Origin of the sequence: Legionella pneumophila subsp. pascullei (assembly GCF_900637585.1) — a bacterium.
Taxonomy (GTDB): Bacteria; Pseudomonadota; Gammaproteobacteria; order Legionellales; family Legionellaceae; genus Legionella; species Legionella pascullei.
The window spans coordinates 488,249-505,424 of record NZ_LR134380.1; the positions used below are offsets into that span (position 1 = coordinate 488,249).

Consider the following 17,176-nt stretch of genomic DNA (forward strand, 5'->3'; position numbering starts at 1 on the left):
TAGTTTTAAAAAGAAGGTCGCCATAGTACAGGAAATGAGTTTTTCAGGCCATAGCCTTTAGGGTGGATTATTGTAAAATGTGTTTAATATCGATCACTCAGGACTTACGAAAAATCCCAATCTCATTGTTAAAAAAATTTTTAATTCGGTCACTTAGTTTATCTAAACTCCCTCATAAAAAACATTTTTTGCCTTGACCTTAGGGTTTTTCATAAGTATCTGCATTTTTTTACAATTGGGTTGGGAAATATATGAAACTTCACGCTCGGACTCATTACCGTAACCCCTGACTAAAATCTTTGTTCAGATTAAGCCCTATCTCTGATAAGGTGGTTATCTTCGAGGGATTGATACTCAAGAAGATCGCCGGGTTGACATTGCAAGTAAGCACAAATGGCCTCAAGAGTCGCAAAACGTATTGCTTTGGCTTTACCATTTTTTAAAATGGATAAATTCGCTTCAGTAATGCCTATTGCTTCGGCTAAATCTCTAAGTCGACACTTTCTCTTTGCCATCATCACATCCAAATTAACAATAATTGACATCGATTGAACCTCCTTAAATAACAAGCGGGATATAAACTGATTGAGATTAGCGTAAGAAAATCTCTTGATTTTCTTACGCTGAAGTTCACATTAAATGGTTAATAAGGCATCCGTCTTTAATTTATGTGCTTCGTTAATAATCCAAGAAGCGATCAAAATAATAAAAGCAGTAATTAACGTGGACAGGTTGGCTGTTCCCAAGGTGATGCTTGCGATACGCTGACCAGACGGATTGGTAAAGGTCAAAGCTGCTGTGATCAAGGGTTGATAAAGCAATTGTATAAGTTCGCCTGATATCAGGTAAATACTAATCTTCTTAATAAGTCGAATGTTTTCTTCTTCAAATAAATGGCCATCTTCATATAGGCGAAACAGCTTTGCCAATTGAAGACAAATTAGAACGGTGATGGATAAGGGCAATGCTTCTATCAATAAAATAATGAAACGATGCAACAAGGAGAAATGAGAGGGGTCTTTCACCGGGGTTGATAGCAACGAATGCCATCCTCCCCAATTCAGCATGCTCTCGAAATGAAATAGAATGAAATAAGCTGTTACAAGAGGCAGGCCGTAGGCCAATGTTTTGAATAATAGAAAAAGTAAATGACTCACAGATTTTATTTTTTGCATGATAATGTCCTTCTAAGATGAGATCATGTGTATTTTATAAATAATTTATCGTTTTGCAATAAAAATTTAATGTAAAACGAAATTTTATTGTAAGTGTATGGGGTGAAATTAGTAATACCGTAGGTTAAAATGGCGCGTTAACAATACTTTGAATTGCTTTGACCCATTCAGGATGATCATTCATGCAAGGAATTAAAATAAATTGTTCGCCACCAAGTTTTTCCCACTGTTCTTTTGCACGAATTCCTATTTCCTCAAGAGTTTCCAGGCAATCTGCGACAAAAGACGGGCAGGAGACTACAATATTTTTAATTCCTTTGTTTATGAGTTCGGCAAGAACTTCATCGGTATAAGGTTTTATCCAGGGAGTTTTCCCGAGTCTGGATTGGAAGGCCGTTGTATATTGGTGCGTGCTTAGCTGCAATTCTTTTGCCAGTAATAGACTGGTTTGGTAGCATTGAGCCCTATAACATGCTTGATTTTTATCATCTATGGGTTTGCATATTTGGGGACAAAGCGTATCGCATCCGCTTTTATGAATATGCCGTTCGGGAATCCCATGGTAGCTAAAAAGAAGATGGAAATTATCCTTAATATAGGGCTGCATAATTTTAGCTTGTGCATGGATATATTCTGGTCTTTGGTAGAAATCTCGAATGATCTTGATTGATGGGATTATTTCTTGGCTTGCAAAATAGGTCATGATTTTTTCAACAGCTGAACCTGTAGCTGCAGAAGAATATTGAGGAAATAAGGGTAAAATGGTAAGGGAATGACAATCTTGTAATTCTGCAAGCCCTGATGTAATTGATGGAGTCCCATAGCGCATTCCCAAGGCAATTTTGTACTCATTGTCAACTACAGCCTGTAGTTTTGTCACTAAATTTTGGCTGTGGTATAAAAGTGGAGATCCGTTTTCAGTCCATATCGATTGGTAAGCCTGAGTTGATTTTGGCGATCTAAAGGGCAAGATCAAACAATATACGAGGATGTATCGGACGAGAGCTGGTAAGTCTATCACTCTTTTGTCAGTAAGAAATTCACGCAAATAAGATTTTACCGCTTTGATATCAGCGTTATCGGGAGTGCCAAGATTTAACAGCAATAAACCACGTCTCATCAGCTTAAGTCCGGTTATTAAATGAAAGACATAATACCTTAAGTTGATGGACGCAGCAGCATAAATATTAGCTACACTGCCGCGCTTAATAGTTTACCACATCAATTGGGTTAAGCTATTTCTTCTTGTTCAGCGTTTTCACTAAGAGCAACAACGTTAGAGGCATGCAAACCTCTTTCACCATTAACTACATCATAGGTGACCGCCTGCCCTGGAACCAGCGTTTTGTATCCAGTGCCGTGAATTGACGAGAAGTGAACAAAAATATCTTCCCCGCCACCTTCCGGGATAATAAATCCCCAACCCTTGGCGTTATTAAACCACTTGACTTCGCCTCTAGCCATGAATCCTCCTTATGCTAAAGCTTATCAATCGTCGACTGACATAAGCGGTCAGCTGAGCAATTGCATTCTTCCTTAAATGACAATTGTTACAAGCCTATTTTACAATAGGTCATTTCAACATAACGCAAAAAGGGATCATTACTCAATAGGTTTATTAAAATTTATCTGTAATTCTTATGATCCTGAGCTAATGTTTTTGTTACAATGATGGAATGCTTATTAATAGAGAGAGTATTTTGTTCCGCGTTGATGATCGGATTCAGTCGTCCTCTTTTACACTTGGAGAATGGCCTTTATCTACAGTCCTATTAAAAAATGATGCCTCATATCCCTGGTTTATTTTGGTTCCAAGAAAAATGGATATTCAAGAAATTTATCAACTTGAAAAAAGTGATCGATTTTTATTAATAGAGGAAATCAATCAGCTGTCACGTCTGGTTACTGATTACTTTAAACCAGACAAGCTTAATATAGGAGCTCTCGGTAATATTGTTCCACAATTGCATATACATATTGTTATCCGCAGAAAGAATGATCCTTTGTGGCCTCAAGGCATTTGGCAAGCCTCCATGCCTTCTACTCCTTACCTTGAAAGCGAATTAAAGAGTCTGCTGCCTACCTTGGGTGATTTAGTCAGGGCTTACGATAAACCCCAATCTCTTTGTTAAAAAATGTTTTTAACTCGGTCATTTAGTTTATCTAAACTCCCTCATTAAAAACATTTTTTGCCTCGACCTTGAGGTTCATCGTAAGTCCTGTTAGTAAACAAGGCATACTAAGGGGCATTGTTATTTTGTATCTTTGAAAATATTGATGCCCTATATACCACCAATACGTATGAGACTACCTAAAGGGGGCTTCATACGTATTGGTGGAAAAAATCATGTTAATTGATGTAAAGCGATCGCATTTCCTTCTGAGTCCAACGCGATTGCCATTCTGCAAACTGGCGAAGAGAATAGGTCAATTTTGAATTGAACTCCTTTGGATTTTAGTTGAGATACCAACTCGTCAATACGGTCTACTTCAAAAGCAACACTACCTCCCGAATTAGCACTGGGGATAACGCCTTGGGCCAATGTAGTAATTGCAAAACAACCTCCTTGAGGTAAATCATATTCTACCCATGCTCCCTCAGCGGAAATCTTGCCAACTTCAAGTCCAAGTGTTTCTTCATAAAATTGCCTTGCTCTATCCATATTTTGAACAGGATACATGGTAAATGCGATTTTTTTGATCATGAGAGCTCCTTGTTGAAATTTAAATATACTTTCACCATTAGATGAATTATAAATTACAATGATAAACATTCACTTTGAAATAAACGATGATGTGCATGCTTAAAAAATTGATGTTCTTATTATTGTTGGGAGCAGGTTTGTTAAGCTGTGGTCAAAGCACTGATCAGCAAATTTCTAATATTGTAACTCCCAAACAATTCCCTTCCGGCCCCAGGGATTATCGGCCAGTTCAAAAATTACCTTATTTAGCTTGGTGGAAGCAATTCCAGGATCCAGAATTGGATCGTTTAATTGATACTGGTTTGAAAACCAATATGGATATTCATATTGCAATGGCTAATTTACAACAGGCTCAAGGAGAGTTACGGCAAGTGAAGTTAAGTTGGATACCTAATGTTCAAATATTGGGAGGGTATTCCACTAATCCTGCTCTTGGGGTGCCTGGAGGTTTTTATGGAATATGGCCAAGTTATGTTTTGAATATTATGCAACTTTATACGCGGCAAAAGCGGGCCCAATATCAGGTCCAATATCATCAGGCAGCCATCGATGGTTTGCGTTTGACCTTGATTGGTCAGGTAGCAGCAGCCTATTTCACTTTGATTGCTCAGTTAGAGCAACTTAAATTATTGTATGAACTGGACAGGGATTTAAAATCATTAATTTCTTTGAGCAGGAAGGAAATCAACATAGGATTAAAAAATGATATTGATTTGGCTCAGTTACAATCCAATGAGCGCTTGATCGCAGCACAAATAAAACCCATCAAACACAACATTGTCGTTAGCCAGAATGCCTTGCGTTATTTAATAAATGAGAATCCTGGTTTAATCAGAAGCAAAAATAATTTTGCTCAATTGGATTTTACCCACTTTAAACCTGGGAGTTTACCCGCTACTGTATTAAGTAATCGCCCCGATATGAAGATGGCCGAGTATTCCTTAAAAGCAGCTCGTACAGGTATTTTTGTCGCTTATAGTGATTTTTTTCCTGTTATGCAGCTGGATGATTTTATTGGAGAAGCACATTTGCCAGATAGCACGTTTGAACAAGCAACCGATGCGTACGTAAACTGGACAATTAATCCAAATACTCTGGGTAAAATTTCAGTTAGCAAGGGAGTTTATAATGCAAAAGTAGCTGAATACGTTAAGACCGTCCGATTAATTTTAAAAGAAGTTGATAATGCTTTTTCAGCTAATAAGCGTATTAGAGAGCAATTTTTATCCTACCGGCATGCACAAGAAGATTATCAGCATAAATACAAGTTACAAAATGGTTTATTAAAAACAGGGTTAATGTCCTATAAAGAGTTATTGGAGAGTAAGGTTTATCTGGATAACCTGGCGCTTTCAACAAATCAGGCGAAGCTTGAATTAGCAATGTCACTGGTTATGTTGTATCAAGATTTGGCTGGTGGGTATGCCTATAGTGGCTAAATCGGTTTGGTTTGTAACGCACTGGTTTTAAACGTTGTTGCCAAGCAGGCTAAAACTCCAGGTCTTATCTCTTGAGCTGTTCGATGAGATAGGCTAATTTCGCATTATTGTTATATACAAAGGGAAACTGGTTGGCTATTTTATGAAAAAATTGATGGAATATGGTGGGAAAATAAAAGAAAATCTGGTTCGTTTAAAACCAAAACGCTGGTTTACCCTTACTAATTCGATTATTTTTATTGGTTTTCTTACTGCAATTATCTATGTTTTTTCCTATTTGATTCCTTTTACTGATAATGCGTTTGTAGTAAACAATGTACGTCCAGTTGCAGCATTAACCAGCGGATATATTACCGATCTTTATGTGAAAAATGGAGACATAGTGCACAAGGGACAAAAACTATTTACCGTATTTAAAAAGCCCTATGAATACACCGTGGAGCAACTCAGTGCAGATTTATCTGGAGCACAGGCAAAGTTGGCTGTATTAAAAACTACGTATGAACGGGATTTGAAACTCAGTGAAAACGAACAAAAAATATACATTAAGAGAGCACAGGATGATCAAAAATACCGAAGAGGCTATGCTATAAAATCCGTTTCGCTAATTACTCTGCAAAACTCCCAACAAGAAACAAAAGCAGCCAAGGATAAATGGCAAGCTTCATTGAAACAACTGGAAATAGATCAGCATCAAATAACAGTGCAGGAGAATGAAATAAAATCCATTCAGGCCCGATTAAAGAATGCCAAAGTCAATTTGGAGTTAACGGATGTCTATGCACAAGGTAATGGAGTTATTCAAAATTTGTTTTTTACCATAGGAACTCCAGTAAATATTAATCAGCCCTTATTCTCATTGGTTGATCAGGATAATATTTATATTCAGGCCAATTTCAATGAGACCGATTTGCGTGATGTGCGCAAGGGGTCAAAGGTATTGATATTTCCAAGAATGTATTTAGGAAGAAAAATGTTTCATGGTGTCATTGATTCTGATTATTGGTCCGCGAATAGGCAATTGGTGGACGTGCGCACGCAGCTGCAAAATGTTATCAATGAAAATCAATGGATTTTATTACCCCAACGCCTTCCTGTTATTATCAAGGTTACTGACCCTGACCCTAAATATCCGCTTCGTGTCGGAGCTAGTGCTTATGTCTATGTCGAAGTTTATTGAATGGGTTGAGCAGGTTGATCCCTATGCTGTTCAACGAATAGCACTCTATAAGTCACTTTTTATTGCTACAATAATGGCCTATGTTTATTGGGTATTTCGTCCCACGAATTTTACAGCATTTTTTTCACCATTTTTGCTGGTAAGATTTTATGAATCACCCAGCCTTTCCAGTTTTAAAGAGAAAGAGAACTTTTTGATTTTCATTGGAGTGGTAGTGATACTGCTGAGTACCTCTTTTTACCTTGTTTACCCATTTCGGGTCGTATTTTTCTTTTTCTCAATTATTGCGTTAGCAAGTGTCTATTTTTATGTACTAAAAAAATATCTTTCATTAAAGAATGTGACGATGCTTATTGTTGCATCTGGAGCAACAATTTTAAGCACAGAGCCCCCTGCAAATTGGCAAATTGTCTATGACATTGTCGGATCAAGCGCTTTATCTATGATTGCCATATTCATTTGTTTAAGATTTTTTCCCAATCAATATCTCAGGGTATGGAAGAGGGCTATGACAAAATTTATTCAATCCCTTGAGCTGGATATTGAAAAATCATTTAGTCATCGTGGTCTGAGATTCATGCAGGAAGAAATGATAAATCTGAGCGTAATTAGACAATATCGTAGACTTATCCCCAAAAAATACATGATTTTTACCCAGAAAATTTCAATCAATATACGTAATATTCAATTTTCTTTGGATAATCTTTATTATGAAGTAGAAAATCAAGCTTTCTGGCATGAAGTGAAAGAGAATCTTTATAGGCTTAGATGCGCAATTAAAGCAAATACATCCTGTGATGATCCTATAATGTCTATCCTGCCTGAGACAAAATTACAACAATATGTTATGAGATGCTTGCAACAAGCATTTAGCAAATGGAATCAATTATGCATAATACTTCAGCATTGAAGAAACAACTTGATTATGCTCGATTTATTCACCTGCTCATCATGTTTATGGTTGCCATGCTCATTTTTTTGTTTTCAACCTTTCCTGAAAAATGGTGGGTATTGATAACAGTCTTGTCAGTTAGCGCGGGTATTGAACCAGGATTAATTATCAGAAGAGCTAAACATCGGATTTGGGGAACACTTTTAGCGCTCATCCTTTTGATTCCCTTACTTTATTTATTGCAATTGAACTATCGATTGATATCAATCCTGTTCATTCTTGCGATAGTTGGTTTGAGTGTTGCCACGTTAAACACAAAACGTTACGACATTAGTGTGTTTTTTATTACTTTGGTGGTCTTTTTTTTAATGGCACAAACGGAAGAGGCGACATCGCCTCATGGTCCTTTTGAGATGGTTCTTAATCGAGGCATATGCACCCTGTTTGGTATTTGTATTGTGTTGGCAGGCGATTATTTCTTATTTCAGGCATACCGTTATTCTCATAGACTTTATTTTTTTCACCAGGTGATGGTTTATGATTTTTTAAATGATATTGTGCAAAAAATTACTAAATCTAATACAGAAAAAGTGAATACATTACTCTTTGTAGAGAAATTACGTGGCCAATTTACTGAGCATTACCTGCCAATATCCATCAGTTCCGAAAATTTAAAACTGGATTTTAAAACCAGTCAACATACGAAAAAACGAATCGATATTTTTCAAGAAACGATTTGGGAAATCCGGCGCTTGGTTTTTGCATTATGCATTTCAGAATTTGTTTTACATTCCTCCTCTGCATCTGAGCAGCATTTGCAACGATTTAAGTTGCTGATGAATAAAGCTCAAACTCATTTTATTCAGTTTGAAGGTCATCATTAATAGAGAACTAGGGAGTGCCAATATGTCTCATCCTGATTATAGTGTTTATAACGAGAAGTGCCCATCTCATAATGTTCTTGAGGGTATTAGTGATAAATGGTCTATATTGGTGATTAGTCTTTTATCCAAAAGAATATACCGCTTTGGTGAGCTAAAACGCGAAATCGGTGGAATATCACCCAAAATGTTGACACAAACATTACTCAAGTTGGAACGGTATGGTTTTGTCCAAAGGCGATCTTATCCTGTTTTACCTATGAAGGTTGAATACTCATTAACCAGTTTGGGTAAAGAATTAAGTGCCATATTGGTTTTACTTACCCGTTGGACTGAAACCAATATGGATAAAATAATCAATGCGGAAAGGACATTTATCAAAGAACAAGAGCTTGGTTGCAAAGTTTAATTTATCTAAACCACTTTATTAAAGTTTCCTCACCTAAATGGTCATGGATATAGGTTAAATAGCGAGTTAGTTCCAAGACATAATCCTCTTCAGAAACCTGGAGGTTTTTGTCGAGCACAGGCTCATGATGAAAGAAAATTCCATTGAGATGGCTATCACAAAACGCATGATAATCTCTGGTGAATAAAAGAAATGTATGCCACATCTTGTCAATATCAGCCATTTCTGCATGAATGACACAAGAGAAGTCTAAATTTTTATCGCTAGGGTAAAATTGTTTATCCGTTTTATGTTTATGGCAGAGCCAAATAAATTTCATTAATTCTTGCAATGCCTCTTCTGCCTGCATGGCGGAAGATGGATAATCAGTATTATAGCGGGTGATAATTTTATGATTTCTGTAATTGAGTAAGTGTTTTAAGTCTGGATGCATGATTCTGGATCTTTGATTGGTTTAAGGGTTATGGCACGTTTTTTACCAACGTGCCATCATTGCAGTTATATCATCCAATACAGGTTCCTGGACCACACCATCCTCTATGCTTTTTTAACAGTTTTTTCTGGACAATTTTTTTTATGAGTTTTTCTTTCATAATGCACTCCTTTATTTTATAAAATGAACAGGTTTGAGACTAAGATATTCAATAAAATCAGTCAATTAGTTACTTTTTGGTAACTAGGGGGTACATAGTTAATGAATAAAAGAAATTGGATCGCTTATTATAATTCTACGAAACAAAACGCTCTGCCTAGAAAGTCTTTGCTAAAGGCAATTGCAAATTTTGACAAAGAAGCGGTAAGTTCACCTAAGTTAGCAATCGATTTGGGCTGTGGTGCCGGTATGGATGTTATGGAGCTTTTACGTCGCGGTTGGTCTGTCATTGCTATTGATTCGCAATTGGACGCTATAGACAGTTTGTTTTCCTCGGTTCAGGAATTAACATGGGCTAATCATCTAAAAACAGTAGTATCTTCATTTGAGACTTTGAATTCTCTTCCTAAAGTAAGCTTAATTAACGCCAGTTTTAGTCTCCCATTTCTTAAGCCAGTTTATTTCTATAAATTCTGGAACGTTATTTTAAGAGGGCTTGAGCCAGATGGTCGATTTTCTGGTTCATTTTTTGGTTTTAATGACTCTTGGAATACCAGAACGGATATGACTTTTTTAAATCGGGAAATGATTTGTCATTTGTTTACCCTATTCAAAATCGAGTATTTTCAAGAAGAAGAAAAAGATGAAATGGATGCTTTGGGCTATTATAAACATTGGCATAAATTTTATATTGTAGCTAAAAAAATCGTGTGATCAGGTAATCATAAAATTGTCTAATTCGGTTAAAAAATTGAATCGTGCTCAATTGAGTGGAGAATTTTAAAAGGCGAGATACGAGGATGACAAGAAACACCAAATGGTAAATTTGGTGTTTCTTGATGAATTAATAGGTAGGATAAAAAATTTTAAAGCGCATTTTTAGGGGCGTCTATGCCAGCTTCTTCAATACGACTTTCTGGAACTCTTCTTAAGGGAGGTATTTCTCCACCGGTCATAAAGAAAAGACTAATAGAATCTTTTAAATTTTGTTGATCGTATGCTTCTTTTGAGCTGTATTGCTCTCTAATTTTATTGAGCAGATTTGTAAGTTTTTCAGTAGAGGCATGAATGGTTGGAGCATCTACTTCTCTATCAACAATTGGATAAACCGATTGCAGCAATTGCATGTAATCGTACTTTACTATACCACCCAAGCGATTGATTAATTGTGATTTCCTTGCTTGTTCTCCGAAGCGATTACCTTCAGCATCACATTTAGAAGAAACAGCTTCCAAACCACCCATTAATTTAATAATTTCACAGGTATTTTTAATTTTATCTTCAGTCAGGTATTTGATATTGGTGCTATTCACCAGCAGGAAATGTGGTGCTTGTTCTGAAATGGGGGCATTGTGTTGGACTAAGTACTTGAATAATTGAAGATCCTGATTTTTACAAGCCAATTCAATTGGTGTTTCTTTGTGATGGTTGATGGGATAATCAAAATCAACATGATGCTCAACCAAAATATTAAGCATTTTGTAGTCAATATGTTTTTTATTTAATACTCTAGCCAGGGGTGAATCATAAGTTGGGGGGACGTACTGATTTACAAGCTCAGGATCTTTATCCAGTATAGTATTAACAGTTTCATAATGACCTTCAGATACTGCCTTCATTAAATCACGCAATTCAGCTGATGCTATTTTCATTTCACTTCTACCCATTTTAATCACCTGTTTTAAACTATCGTCATAGTATTCTAAAAATCAAACTGGCTGAATCTTAGCATGAGAGCTGTATAAATGACAATATTTTTGTTCATTTATTTTACTCATAATGATTATTTAGGCCAATCCAGGCATTAATTTAAATAAACAACACATTTTTTTAAATTTGAACAATAAGTTTAATATTTTCTTAATCTTTGTGTTTTATCATAACCGCAGTGAATTATGAATTGTCAAACAAGACAATGTTTAGAGGTAGAGTTTATATGCAAAACTTAGATGAGATTCTAAAGAAACTGGGAGAAGATCTGAAAAAGACTTCGAAGGAAACTGCTGAGAAGCTAAGCGTTTTATCCAAGAAAGTTGCTGAAGATGTGTTTAAGGTATCCAATGAAACAGTTCAAAAAATTAATGAAGCAACCAAAAAATTCACTGTAGATACTACAGTCAGCACTATTGATACCCAAAAAATTTTAGATGATTTTATGAAAAATATACGTTTTTCTCGATTTAAAACGATTTGTCAAGCAATTGAGGAAGCACCAAAATCCAAGCATATATTCTTAAAATCTCTCTTCTTAAAAGGATTGTTGACTCATAATAAACCTCTACTTGAAGAAATTATACGACAAGTTGGATTAATACCTTATTCAAGTGATTTGGAGATGCTTGGTGTTTTTAGTAAGGACAAAGTACACCCACTCTCACCTGAGCTTTTGGAATTTGTACAAGTCATGCTTGCCAATGAAAGTGAGAAAACATTACTCACCATTCTGATGAATGCTTTTCAGTCTATTCCTGAGCTTTCTCTTGATAGTAAGACCGGGACTTTAAGCATGAAAACTAAAAAAGCCTTACTGCCTCTTTTAATTGAAAAAGTGGATACTTCGATTGCAAAATCCATTATGTCGCAATTAACCGATATCTCATTTGATTCTGTATTACCCGCATTTCGTCCGTCGATTGGTGATCCCAGCTACAAGAAAACGAACATAAACTTGAGTAAATACCTATCTCTTGTTGGTGATAAAACAGATATTTCAGAGTTTTTAATATTGACGATTGGGCTTTTTACTTCGTTAAAAATTGGAGATAAGGGGTTTCTGCAAGAATTATCGGCTGATTATTTATTTGTTCGATATAATGACTGCTTGCATAAAATAATGGAAAAATTAAAGGAAAAGAAGGTAGTAGAACAATTAGGGGAAAAACAAGTTCAAAAAATCATAGAAGCTTCTGGAAATCTTAAGCCTTTTGACCCCATAAGAAATGACCCAAGACGATTTTTTGAAACTCGTCTTGCTCAGTATATTAATGGACTTTCCCACTCTGAAGAAACCCTTGAAATTGATTTGACAGAAGAGGGTACAGAGCTTGAAGATGAGGAGTTAAGGGATAATACACTGAAGGCGTGTAATAAAATTCTGCAATTCTTTTTAGGTGATTGTGGAAGAGTTGATACTCCAAGGGAGATGGAACAAAAAATTTGTATCTTTGCCAATGGCTATAAAGATACCTCTAAATTTACCAAGAAAGAAGTTGAGTTTATTACAGGTGTATTACATCATGCTGAAGCGCATAAAGGACGCGATCGGGTTGCACGCAAAGAATCGACGGGCATTAAAGAAAGAAAATTTGAGACTGATTCAGAAAAAGTAGGTTCGGATGTATGGAATTGTGGTGGCGGAGTCATGACAGGTTGTTCGCCTGTCTTTTATGATGCTCAACGCGAACCCATGCGTAATATGCTGGTGGATTCATCGACTGTTGCACCTGATAATAAAGAGGGAAAACAATGGTTTTGGAATAATAACCGCCAGAATTCGTCTTACGTAGGATCTATTTCTGGGCATACTTGTAATATTGTGGGTATGTTAGCCAAGTATATGGCAGAATATAAGGAAGATCCTGATTTACAAAACGACATCAATCTTTTTCTTATCCAGGTCATCGGTGTTTATGCCAAGCGTGGTTTTCATGCGATGCTTGAGGTCATTGATGTTCTTCATGATCCCTATGTACAGGACATATTCAAAGGATATGGTGTTACAGTTAACCTTTATAGCTATTTTAAAGAAACCCCTGAGCTTGCTGGATTTCTACATCATGCGATGAATGATACAACCACCTATACTCAGGTTCTTGTGAATAAACAGCATGTCAAGGAAGCCCTCCAATCCCATTCACTCTTCAGCAAGAAAGTCGAAGAGAGTGGGGATAAGAAAAATGACCATACGCCAAAAGATGGAAATGTTTATGGGTGTTAGGGGATAATTTGAGATCCCATTGTCTATTTGCCTCGGTTTGTCCGAGGCATGCAATCTAGGGAAATTCTGTATTAAGAATAAATCTTTTTAAACAAATTGCCCTGAACAACATTGATTTTTCCAATCGAATTTTAATTTCTATTGTCCAAACTAATTGTTTAAGCGTTTTAACGACAAGCAGCTTCCCACAGGCCATGAATTTCTTAACATAATTGATAAATTATGATTCTTCGCGCGCGGACTATGTTGATGTGTTTTGACAATGCTTGAGTCAATAAATCAGGACTTACGAACCCCCCCAATCTCATTGTTAAAAAAAGTTTTTAATTCGGTCATTTAGTTTATCTAAACTCCCTCATTAAAAACATTTTTTGCCTCGACCTTGGAGTTTTTCGTAAGTCCTGTAAATTCGACTTTGGATGGGTGTGTTAAGCACTATTAAAAACAGCTATCAATTTTTTATAGACATCGATTGAGCTGTTGATAAATTGAACTCAACATTAAAAATCTGCGGGTATATCTAGTTATCTAGTTATCTAGTTATCTAGTTATCTGCTACTAGTGTGTGGAAAGGAATACTCAAGAGTCTATGGTTGAAAATAACTTTATCCAGAAATTTTGATACTGCTCCTGACTGAAGTTCAAGTACAATAAAGATGATGATATTTATATTTATCTGACAAATTATCCGAAGGGATTTATTTTATCATCTCTTGTTTCTAAGGTTTTATCCAAAGTGGTCAGGTCTTCTGATGCAGATTTCATTTTATGAAAAAAACCAAAACTACTTTCCTTTGCTTCGCTAATATCTTTTTTATCATGAATGGTCACTTTTAGAGTATCGCCGAACTCTTCAGTAAACTCTGGTGAATTAACGTATTCAGCGAGTTTAAGTTTGAACATGGCGAGACAGGCTTTGAGCTCATCTTCATTCCATTTTATGGCATGTTGGTTAATAGGGTGAGTTTTATTCTTTGCAATTAAATCAAACATCAAACCAGGCTCTGGTCCTCTAAGAGGAACACCGGCAATATATTCCATGTCTGGGTCGCCCCTGCCCCACATATGTAAATGAAGCATGCTGGGTTCTTCTTCACTCCCAATGAGCGTTACCCCTGTCTCTTTATCGAAAGATTGGGAGTTATTGCCAAGTTGAGAAAATTGCACAATAAGTCCTAATTTTTCATAGACTTGGGTCATCAGACTGGCAACGTCATTCAATCCGCGTTGTTCAGATATAGTATAAGGACGGTTAAAAGCAGATGAAAGACTTGAATCGCCCTCATTCAGGTATCGAATGATGATACGATAACCTCTGCAATCAGTGGGATTTAGAATCACTGAGTAATGATATTTATTTCGGACAGTGATAACGGCGATTGAGGTGCCTGCCCGAGTATAATCAATTGACCAATGGCCAGGGGAGTATTCGTGTTTTAAAAATTCTCTTTTTCCTCTCATTGCAACCTCATTGTGATTTACACTTTTTTTTGCCCAACATGTGCCTGATGTCAACGGGATAGAAAACAAAATTAAAATAAAGGTACTTATAAAAAAATTCAAACAACTATATCCCAGAATGGGTTTTAATACCAAAGTGCTACCAATTTTGCAGTTTGTCATTAATTAAGCAACTTTTAATTTGATAATAGTTTTCAAGATGGTATTGTATTGTAAAATACTTAACTTAATATTAAGAAACTTAAATTTTATAAAGGGAAATATTTGATACGTGTAGAATTTTTTGATTTTTTTCAAACTCTTAATAATTCCTTAATTTGTATGTGGTATCTTAACTAAGAGTTGTTAAAAGGGGATTTCAGATGGATATCCACAGTACTTACAAAATGTTAGCTAAAATGCAAGGGAACAAAGAGCTAAGCAGTCATAAAATTGCTGAAACAGAACAAACTGAAGCGGATACTGTTCCACAGTTAAAGCTTCAAGCTGAACCAGAAGCGAAACCCGATATGCAAAATATTTTATCTAATATGTTAGGGATATCGTCTAATAAAAAACATTCTCCGATGGATTAAATCCTGGTTATTAACACTTGGGATTTCTATTGGTGAGTAACCCCTTCGTGTTTGCAATGTTCAATTGCGTAAAAATTAATCCTGATTTTTTATGTTTCTATAAAGTATCAACGTGCACAAGCTGTTTTTTAAGTATATACTTTTTTTAAAGGATGATTTTTTGAGGTTTAAAAATGGCAGGTGGATTTTCAGCGACGAGCCACTGGCGTGATTCGGCAAGAAGCGCTCGGTTTTTTGTGGTTGATGCGAGGGCGGCATTCCCTATATTTTTATTTCTAATGCATATAAGAGTATGGACAGGTGTTTTGGTCTTAGTTTCTGCAATTTTTTTTGGGATAATTGAACATTATGGTTTCACTGTCCCAGTTTTTTTACGCTGGCTCAGAAGTTTTTTAGCTGGTTCAGTTAGATCTGCTAGACCCTGGTGGAGATAAATGGAGCGAGATATCAGCAAGTGTATGGCAAAGATTGCAGCAAGCATGAATGCCAAATTTTACCTGAACGACAGATTTGTAAGTTTTGATGAGGTGTTTTCAGAAACAGGTTTGCTACCAGCCATTGCCAAGAGGGCGGATCAATTGTGTTCCTTGTGTTTGGGTTATGGATTGGGAGCTACTTATGACGAGGCTGAAGGAGCATTATTAGGTATTAGAGTGGTTTTTGATGAAGTGACGCCGAATGTATTACGTTTGTTATGTATGACGGACGTTATGAATGAGCTTATTCAAGGGGGGCCAAGCCGTGATTATACTCCCCTGGATGAGTTAATGTATGATTAGTTGTTTGTAAAGAATTAGAAAGTTTTATCGGATCAGGATATATTGAAAGATATATTTTGATATATGTAATGTAAGAGATTTAGCTCAGGAGTGGTAATAATGGGTAATAATACTGATGACAGTGCACGAAATCCATTTGGTTTTTATACGCCACCTCGTGTTAAAGAGATAGGTGAAACTGATGTAACTGATGCTACTCTTGACAGTGTCTATAGTGAAATTATTTCACCGGTAAAAGATTGTATTCTAACTGTGGCAAAGGCTGTTAGCTTTAATCCAGGAGGGAAGGATAACACCGATGCCGTTGAGGTGTTAACTGAGCTAAATACAAAGGTAGAGAGAGCCGCTTTAAATCAACCGGGTTTAACAACAAAGACAGAAAGAATGTTTGGTGCTACTGAACCTGAAAAATCGTCTGAGCAACCAAGTCATGAGGAACGTGGTTTCAAATTATCTTCTTGAAAGATTAATTTCATTTCAGTGATTTTTACAAAAACTGTTATACTTTCTTTATATTTCCCCTAATTCTTGGTTCCCATAAGTATTGAAGTTATGAAAGATCAACTATCGGATGAACAAAAAGAAACTATTTTAAAGGCCTTAAATGACGCTATTGAAAAAGGCCCATGGGATAAATCCAATTTCTTAAGGGTAATTGGTAAAAAGTTAATTGCAATTCGAGATCGTTTTTTAAAGCGGATAGGTGCTGCCAGCCAGGCTAAGTTAAAAGCAGAGTCTCATTTAGCAAATCGAATTGCCTTAAGGAGTGGTCAGCAGGAAATTTATGTTTCATTATATTCCTCAGATGGAAGTAATATTCAATCCTGGGAGAAAATAGTGGGAAGTTTGCCCCGACAAATGATTTCACGACCTATTTATGCTGATGAAGAAGACATAAAAGCGGTATTAAAAACAAAAGAAAACAAACAGAATGAAGCTTATGTGTCAATCTATATCAATCAATCAGACATCTTACATTTATCTGCTGATAAGGCTCCGGTAGATAAATTGGGTAAACCATTATTAACGCTTAAGGATAAATCTATCAGTTTGGAAAACATCAGCCGCTTTGTCCATGTGACTGGCGTATATCGATACTCTAATGGTCGTTTAATTAAAAATGGATAGGCCGTTTCGTTTTTCTTGCAATG

General features: G+C 36.1%; 21 protein-coding genes. 13 read left to right on the plus strand and 8 right to left on the minus strand.

The features are described 5' to 3' along the window. Positions 1-308: 308 nt before the first annotated feature. The 4 genes from EL201_RS02245 to EL201_RS02260 form a co-directional block, all read right to left on the minus strand. Positions 309-545 (minus strand): helix-turn-helix domain-containing protein, encoded by a 237-nt coding sequence (locus tag EL201_RS02245; RefSeq protein WP_027223500.1) that lies wholly within the window; start codon positions 543-545, stop codon positions 309-311. Between the two features lie 90 nt (positions 546-635). Next, positions 636-1,175 carry a DUF2975 domain-containing protein gene (locus tag EL201_RS02250; RefSeq protein WP_027223501.1) on the minus strand — a complete coding sequence of 180 codons (540 nt, stop codon included), beginning with the start codon at positions 1,173-1,175 and terminating at the stop codon, positions 636-638. Between the two features lie 124 nt (positions 1,176-1,299). Further along, on the minus strand, positions 1,300-2,295 hold the full coding sequence (hemH, locus tag EL201_RS02255; protein WP_027223502.1) for a ferrochelatase: 996 nt from the start codon (positions 2,293-2,295) through the stop codon (positions 1,300-1,302). A 110-nt stretch (positions 2,296-2,405) separates the two neighbouring features. Next, positions 2,406-2,639, minus strand: a complete 234-nt coding sequence (locus EL201_RS02260; RefSeq protein WP_010946175.1) for a cold-shock protein — start codon at positions 2,637-2,639, stop codon at positions 2,406-2,408. Between the two features lie 236 nt (positions 2,640-2,875). Here EL201_RS02260 and EL201_RS02265 point away from each other — a divergent pair, with 236 nt between their 5' ends. Then, positions 2,876-3,307: an HIT domain-containing protein gene (locus tag EL201_RS02265; RefSeq protein ID WP_027223503.1), complete on the plus strand. Its 432-nt coding sequence runs from the start codon at positions 2,876-2,878 to the stop codon at positions 3,305-3,307. 213 nt (positions 3,308-3,520) lie between these two features. Here the strand turns inward: EL201_RS02265 and EL201_RS02270 are convergent, their stop codons facing one another. After that, positions 3,521-3,880, minus strand: a complete 360-nt coding sequence (locus tag EL201_RS02270) for a VOC family protein (protein WP_027223504.1) — start codon at positions 3,878-3,880, stop codon at positions 3,521-3,523. Between the two features lie 86 nt (positions 3,881-3,966). Between EL201_RS02270 and EL201_RS02275 the strand changes: the two genes are divergently transcribed. From EL201_RS02275 to EL201_RS02295, 5 genes are all read left to right on the plus strand, one after another. Further along, positions 3,967-5,319, plus strand: coding sequence for a TolC family protein (locus EL201_RS02275; RefSeq protein ID WP_080273289.1), 1,353 nt, complete (start codon positions 3,967-3,969; stop codon positions 5,317-5,319). 142 nt (positions 5,320-5,461) lie between these two features. Next, complete coding sequence (locus tag EL201_RS02280) at positions 5,462-6,499, plus strand: HlyD family secretion protein (RefSeq protein WP_027223506.1); 1,038 nt, start codon at positions 5,462-5,464, stop codon at positions 6,497-6,499. Next, entirely contained in the window at positions 6,477-7,409 is a 933-nt protein-coding gene (locus tag EL201_RS02285) for a hypothetical protein (protein WP_027223507.1), read from the plus strand. The genes EL201_RS02280 and EL201_RS02285 overlap by 23 nt, the downstream gene beginning before the upstream one ends. Next, positions 7,388-8,275, plus strand: a complete 888-nt coding sequence (locus tag EL201_RS02290; RefSeq protein ID WP_027223508.1) for an FUSC family protein — start codon at positions 7,388-7,390, stop codon at positions 8,273-8,275. Before EL201_RS02285 ends, EL201_RS02290 begins: the two co-directional genes overlap by 22 nt. A gap of 22 nt (positions 8,276-8,297) precedes the next feature. Continuing rightward, positions 8,298-8,681 (plus strand): winged helix-turn-helix transcriptional regulator, encoded by a 384-nt coding sequence (locus EL201_RS02295; RefSeq protein ID WP_027223509.1) that lies wholly within the window; start codon positions 8,298-8,300, stop codon positions 8,679-8,681. A 1-nt stretch (position 8,682) separates the two neighbouring features. Here the strand turns inward: EL201_RS02295 and EL201_RS02300 are convergent, their stop codons facing one another. Then, positions 8,683-9,114, minus strand: coding sequence for a glycine-rich domain-containing protein (locus EL201_RS02300; protein WP_027223510.1), 432 nt, complete (start codon positions 9,112-9,114; stop codon positions 8,683-8,685). A gap of 261 nt (positions 9,115-9,375) precedes the next feature. On the opposite strand from EL201_RS02300, the gene EL201_RS02305 reads away from it, so the two are divergent. Further along, complete coding sequence (locus tag EL201_RS02305; RefSeq protein WP_027223511.1) at positions 9,376-9,987, plus strand: class I SAM-dependent methyltransferase; 612 nt, start codon at positions 9,376-9,378, stop codon at positions 9,985-9,987. 152 nt (positions 9,988-10,139) lie between these two features. Here EL201_RS02305 and ankJ read toward each other — a convergent pair whose 3' ends face one another. Continuing rightward, positions 10,140-10,949 carry a Dot/Icm T4SS effector AnkJ/LegA11 gene (ankJ, locus tag EL201_RS02310; RefSeq protein ID WP_080273293.1) on the minus strand — a complete coding sequence of 270 codons (810 nt, stop codon included), beginning with the start codon at positions 10,947-10,949 and terminating at the stop codon, positions 10,140-10,142. A 260-nt stretch (positions 10,950-11,209) separates the two neighbouring features. Between ankJ and ceg14 the strand changes: the two genes are divergently transcribed. Further along, positions 11,210-13,210 (plus strand): Dot/Icm T4SS effector Ceg14/sidL, encoded by a 2,001-nt coding sequence (ceg14, locus tag EL201_RS02315; RefSeq protein ID WP_027223513.1) that lies wholly within the window; start codon positions 11,210-11,212, stop codon positions 13,208-13,210. A 684-nt stretch (positions 13,211-13,894) separates the two neighbouring features. Here the strand turns inward: ceg14 and EL201_RS02320 are convergent. Then, a complete protein-coding gene (locus tag EL201_RS02320; protein ID WP_027223514.1) occupies positions 13,895-14,671 on the minus strand; it encodes a hypothetical protein in 777 nt (258 codons plus the stop codon). Positions 14,672-15,033: 362 nt separating this feature from the next. Here EL201_RS02320 and EL201_RS02325 point away from each other — a divergent pair, with 362 nt between their 5' ends. The 5 genes from EL201_RS02325 to icmQ all read left to right on the plus strand — a co-directional run bounded on the left by EL201_RS02325 (position 15,034) and on the right by icmQ (position 17,153). Continuing rightward, on the plus strand, positions 15,034-15,246 hold the full coding sequence (locus EL201_RS02325) for a hypothetical protein (protein WP_027223515.1): 213 nt from the start codon (positions 15,034-15,036) through the stop codon (positions 15,244-15,246). 173 nt (positions 15,247-15,419) lie between these two features. Next, positions 15,420-15,680, plus strand: coding sequence for a type IVB secretion system protein IcmT (gene icmT, locus EL201_RS15785; protein WP_010946190.1), 261 nt, complete (start codon positions 15,420-15,422; stop codon positions 15,678-15,680). After that, positions 15,681-16,025, plus strand: coding sequence for a type IVB secretion system protein IcmS (icmS, locus tag EL201_RS02335; protein ID WP_014843348.1), 345 nt, complete (start codon positions 15,681-15,683; stop codon positions 16,023-16,025). A gap of 99 nt (positions 16,026-16,124) precedes the next feature. Next, positions 16,125-16,487: a type IVB secretion system protein IcmR gene (gene icmR / locus EL201_RS02340; protein ID WP_027223516.1), complete on the plus strand. Its 363-nt coding sequence runs from the start codon at positions 16,125-16,127 to the stop codon at positions 16,485-16,487. A 90-nt stretch (positions 16,488-16,577) separates the two neighbouring features. Then, positions 16,578-17,153, plus strand: a complete 576-nt coding sequence (icmQ, locus tag EL201_RS02345) for a Dot/Icm secretion system protein IcmQ (protein ID WP_027223517.1) — start codon at positions 16,578-16,580, stop codon at positions 17,151-17,153. The last annotated feature ends 23 nt before the right edge of the window (positions 17,154-17,176 follow it).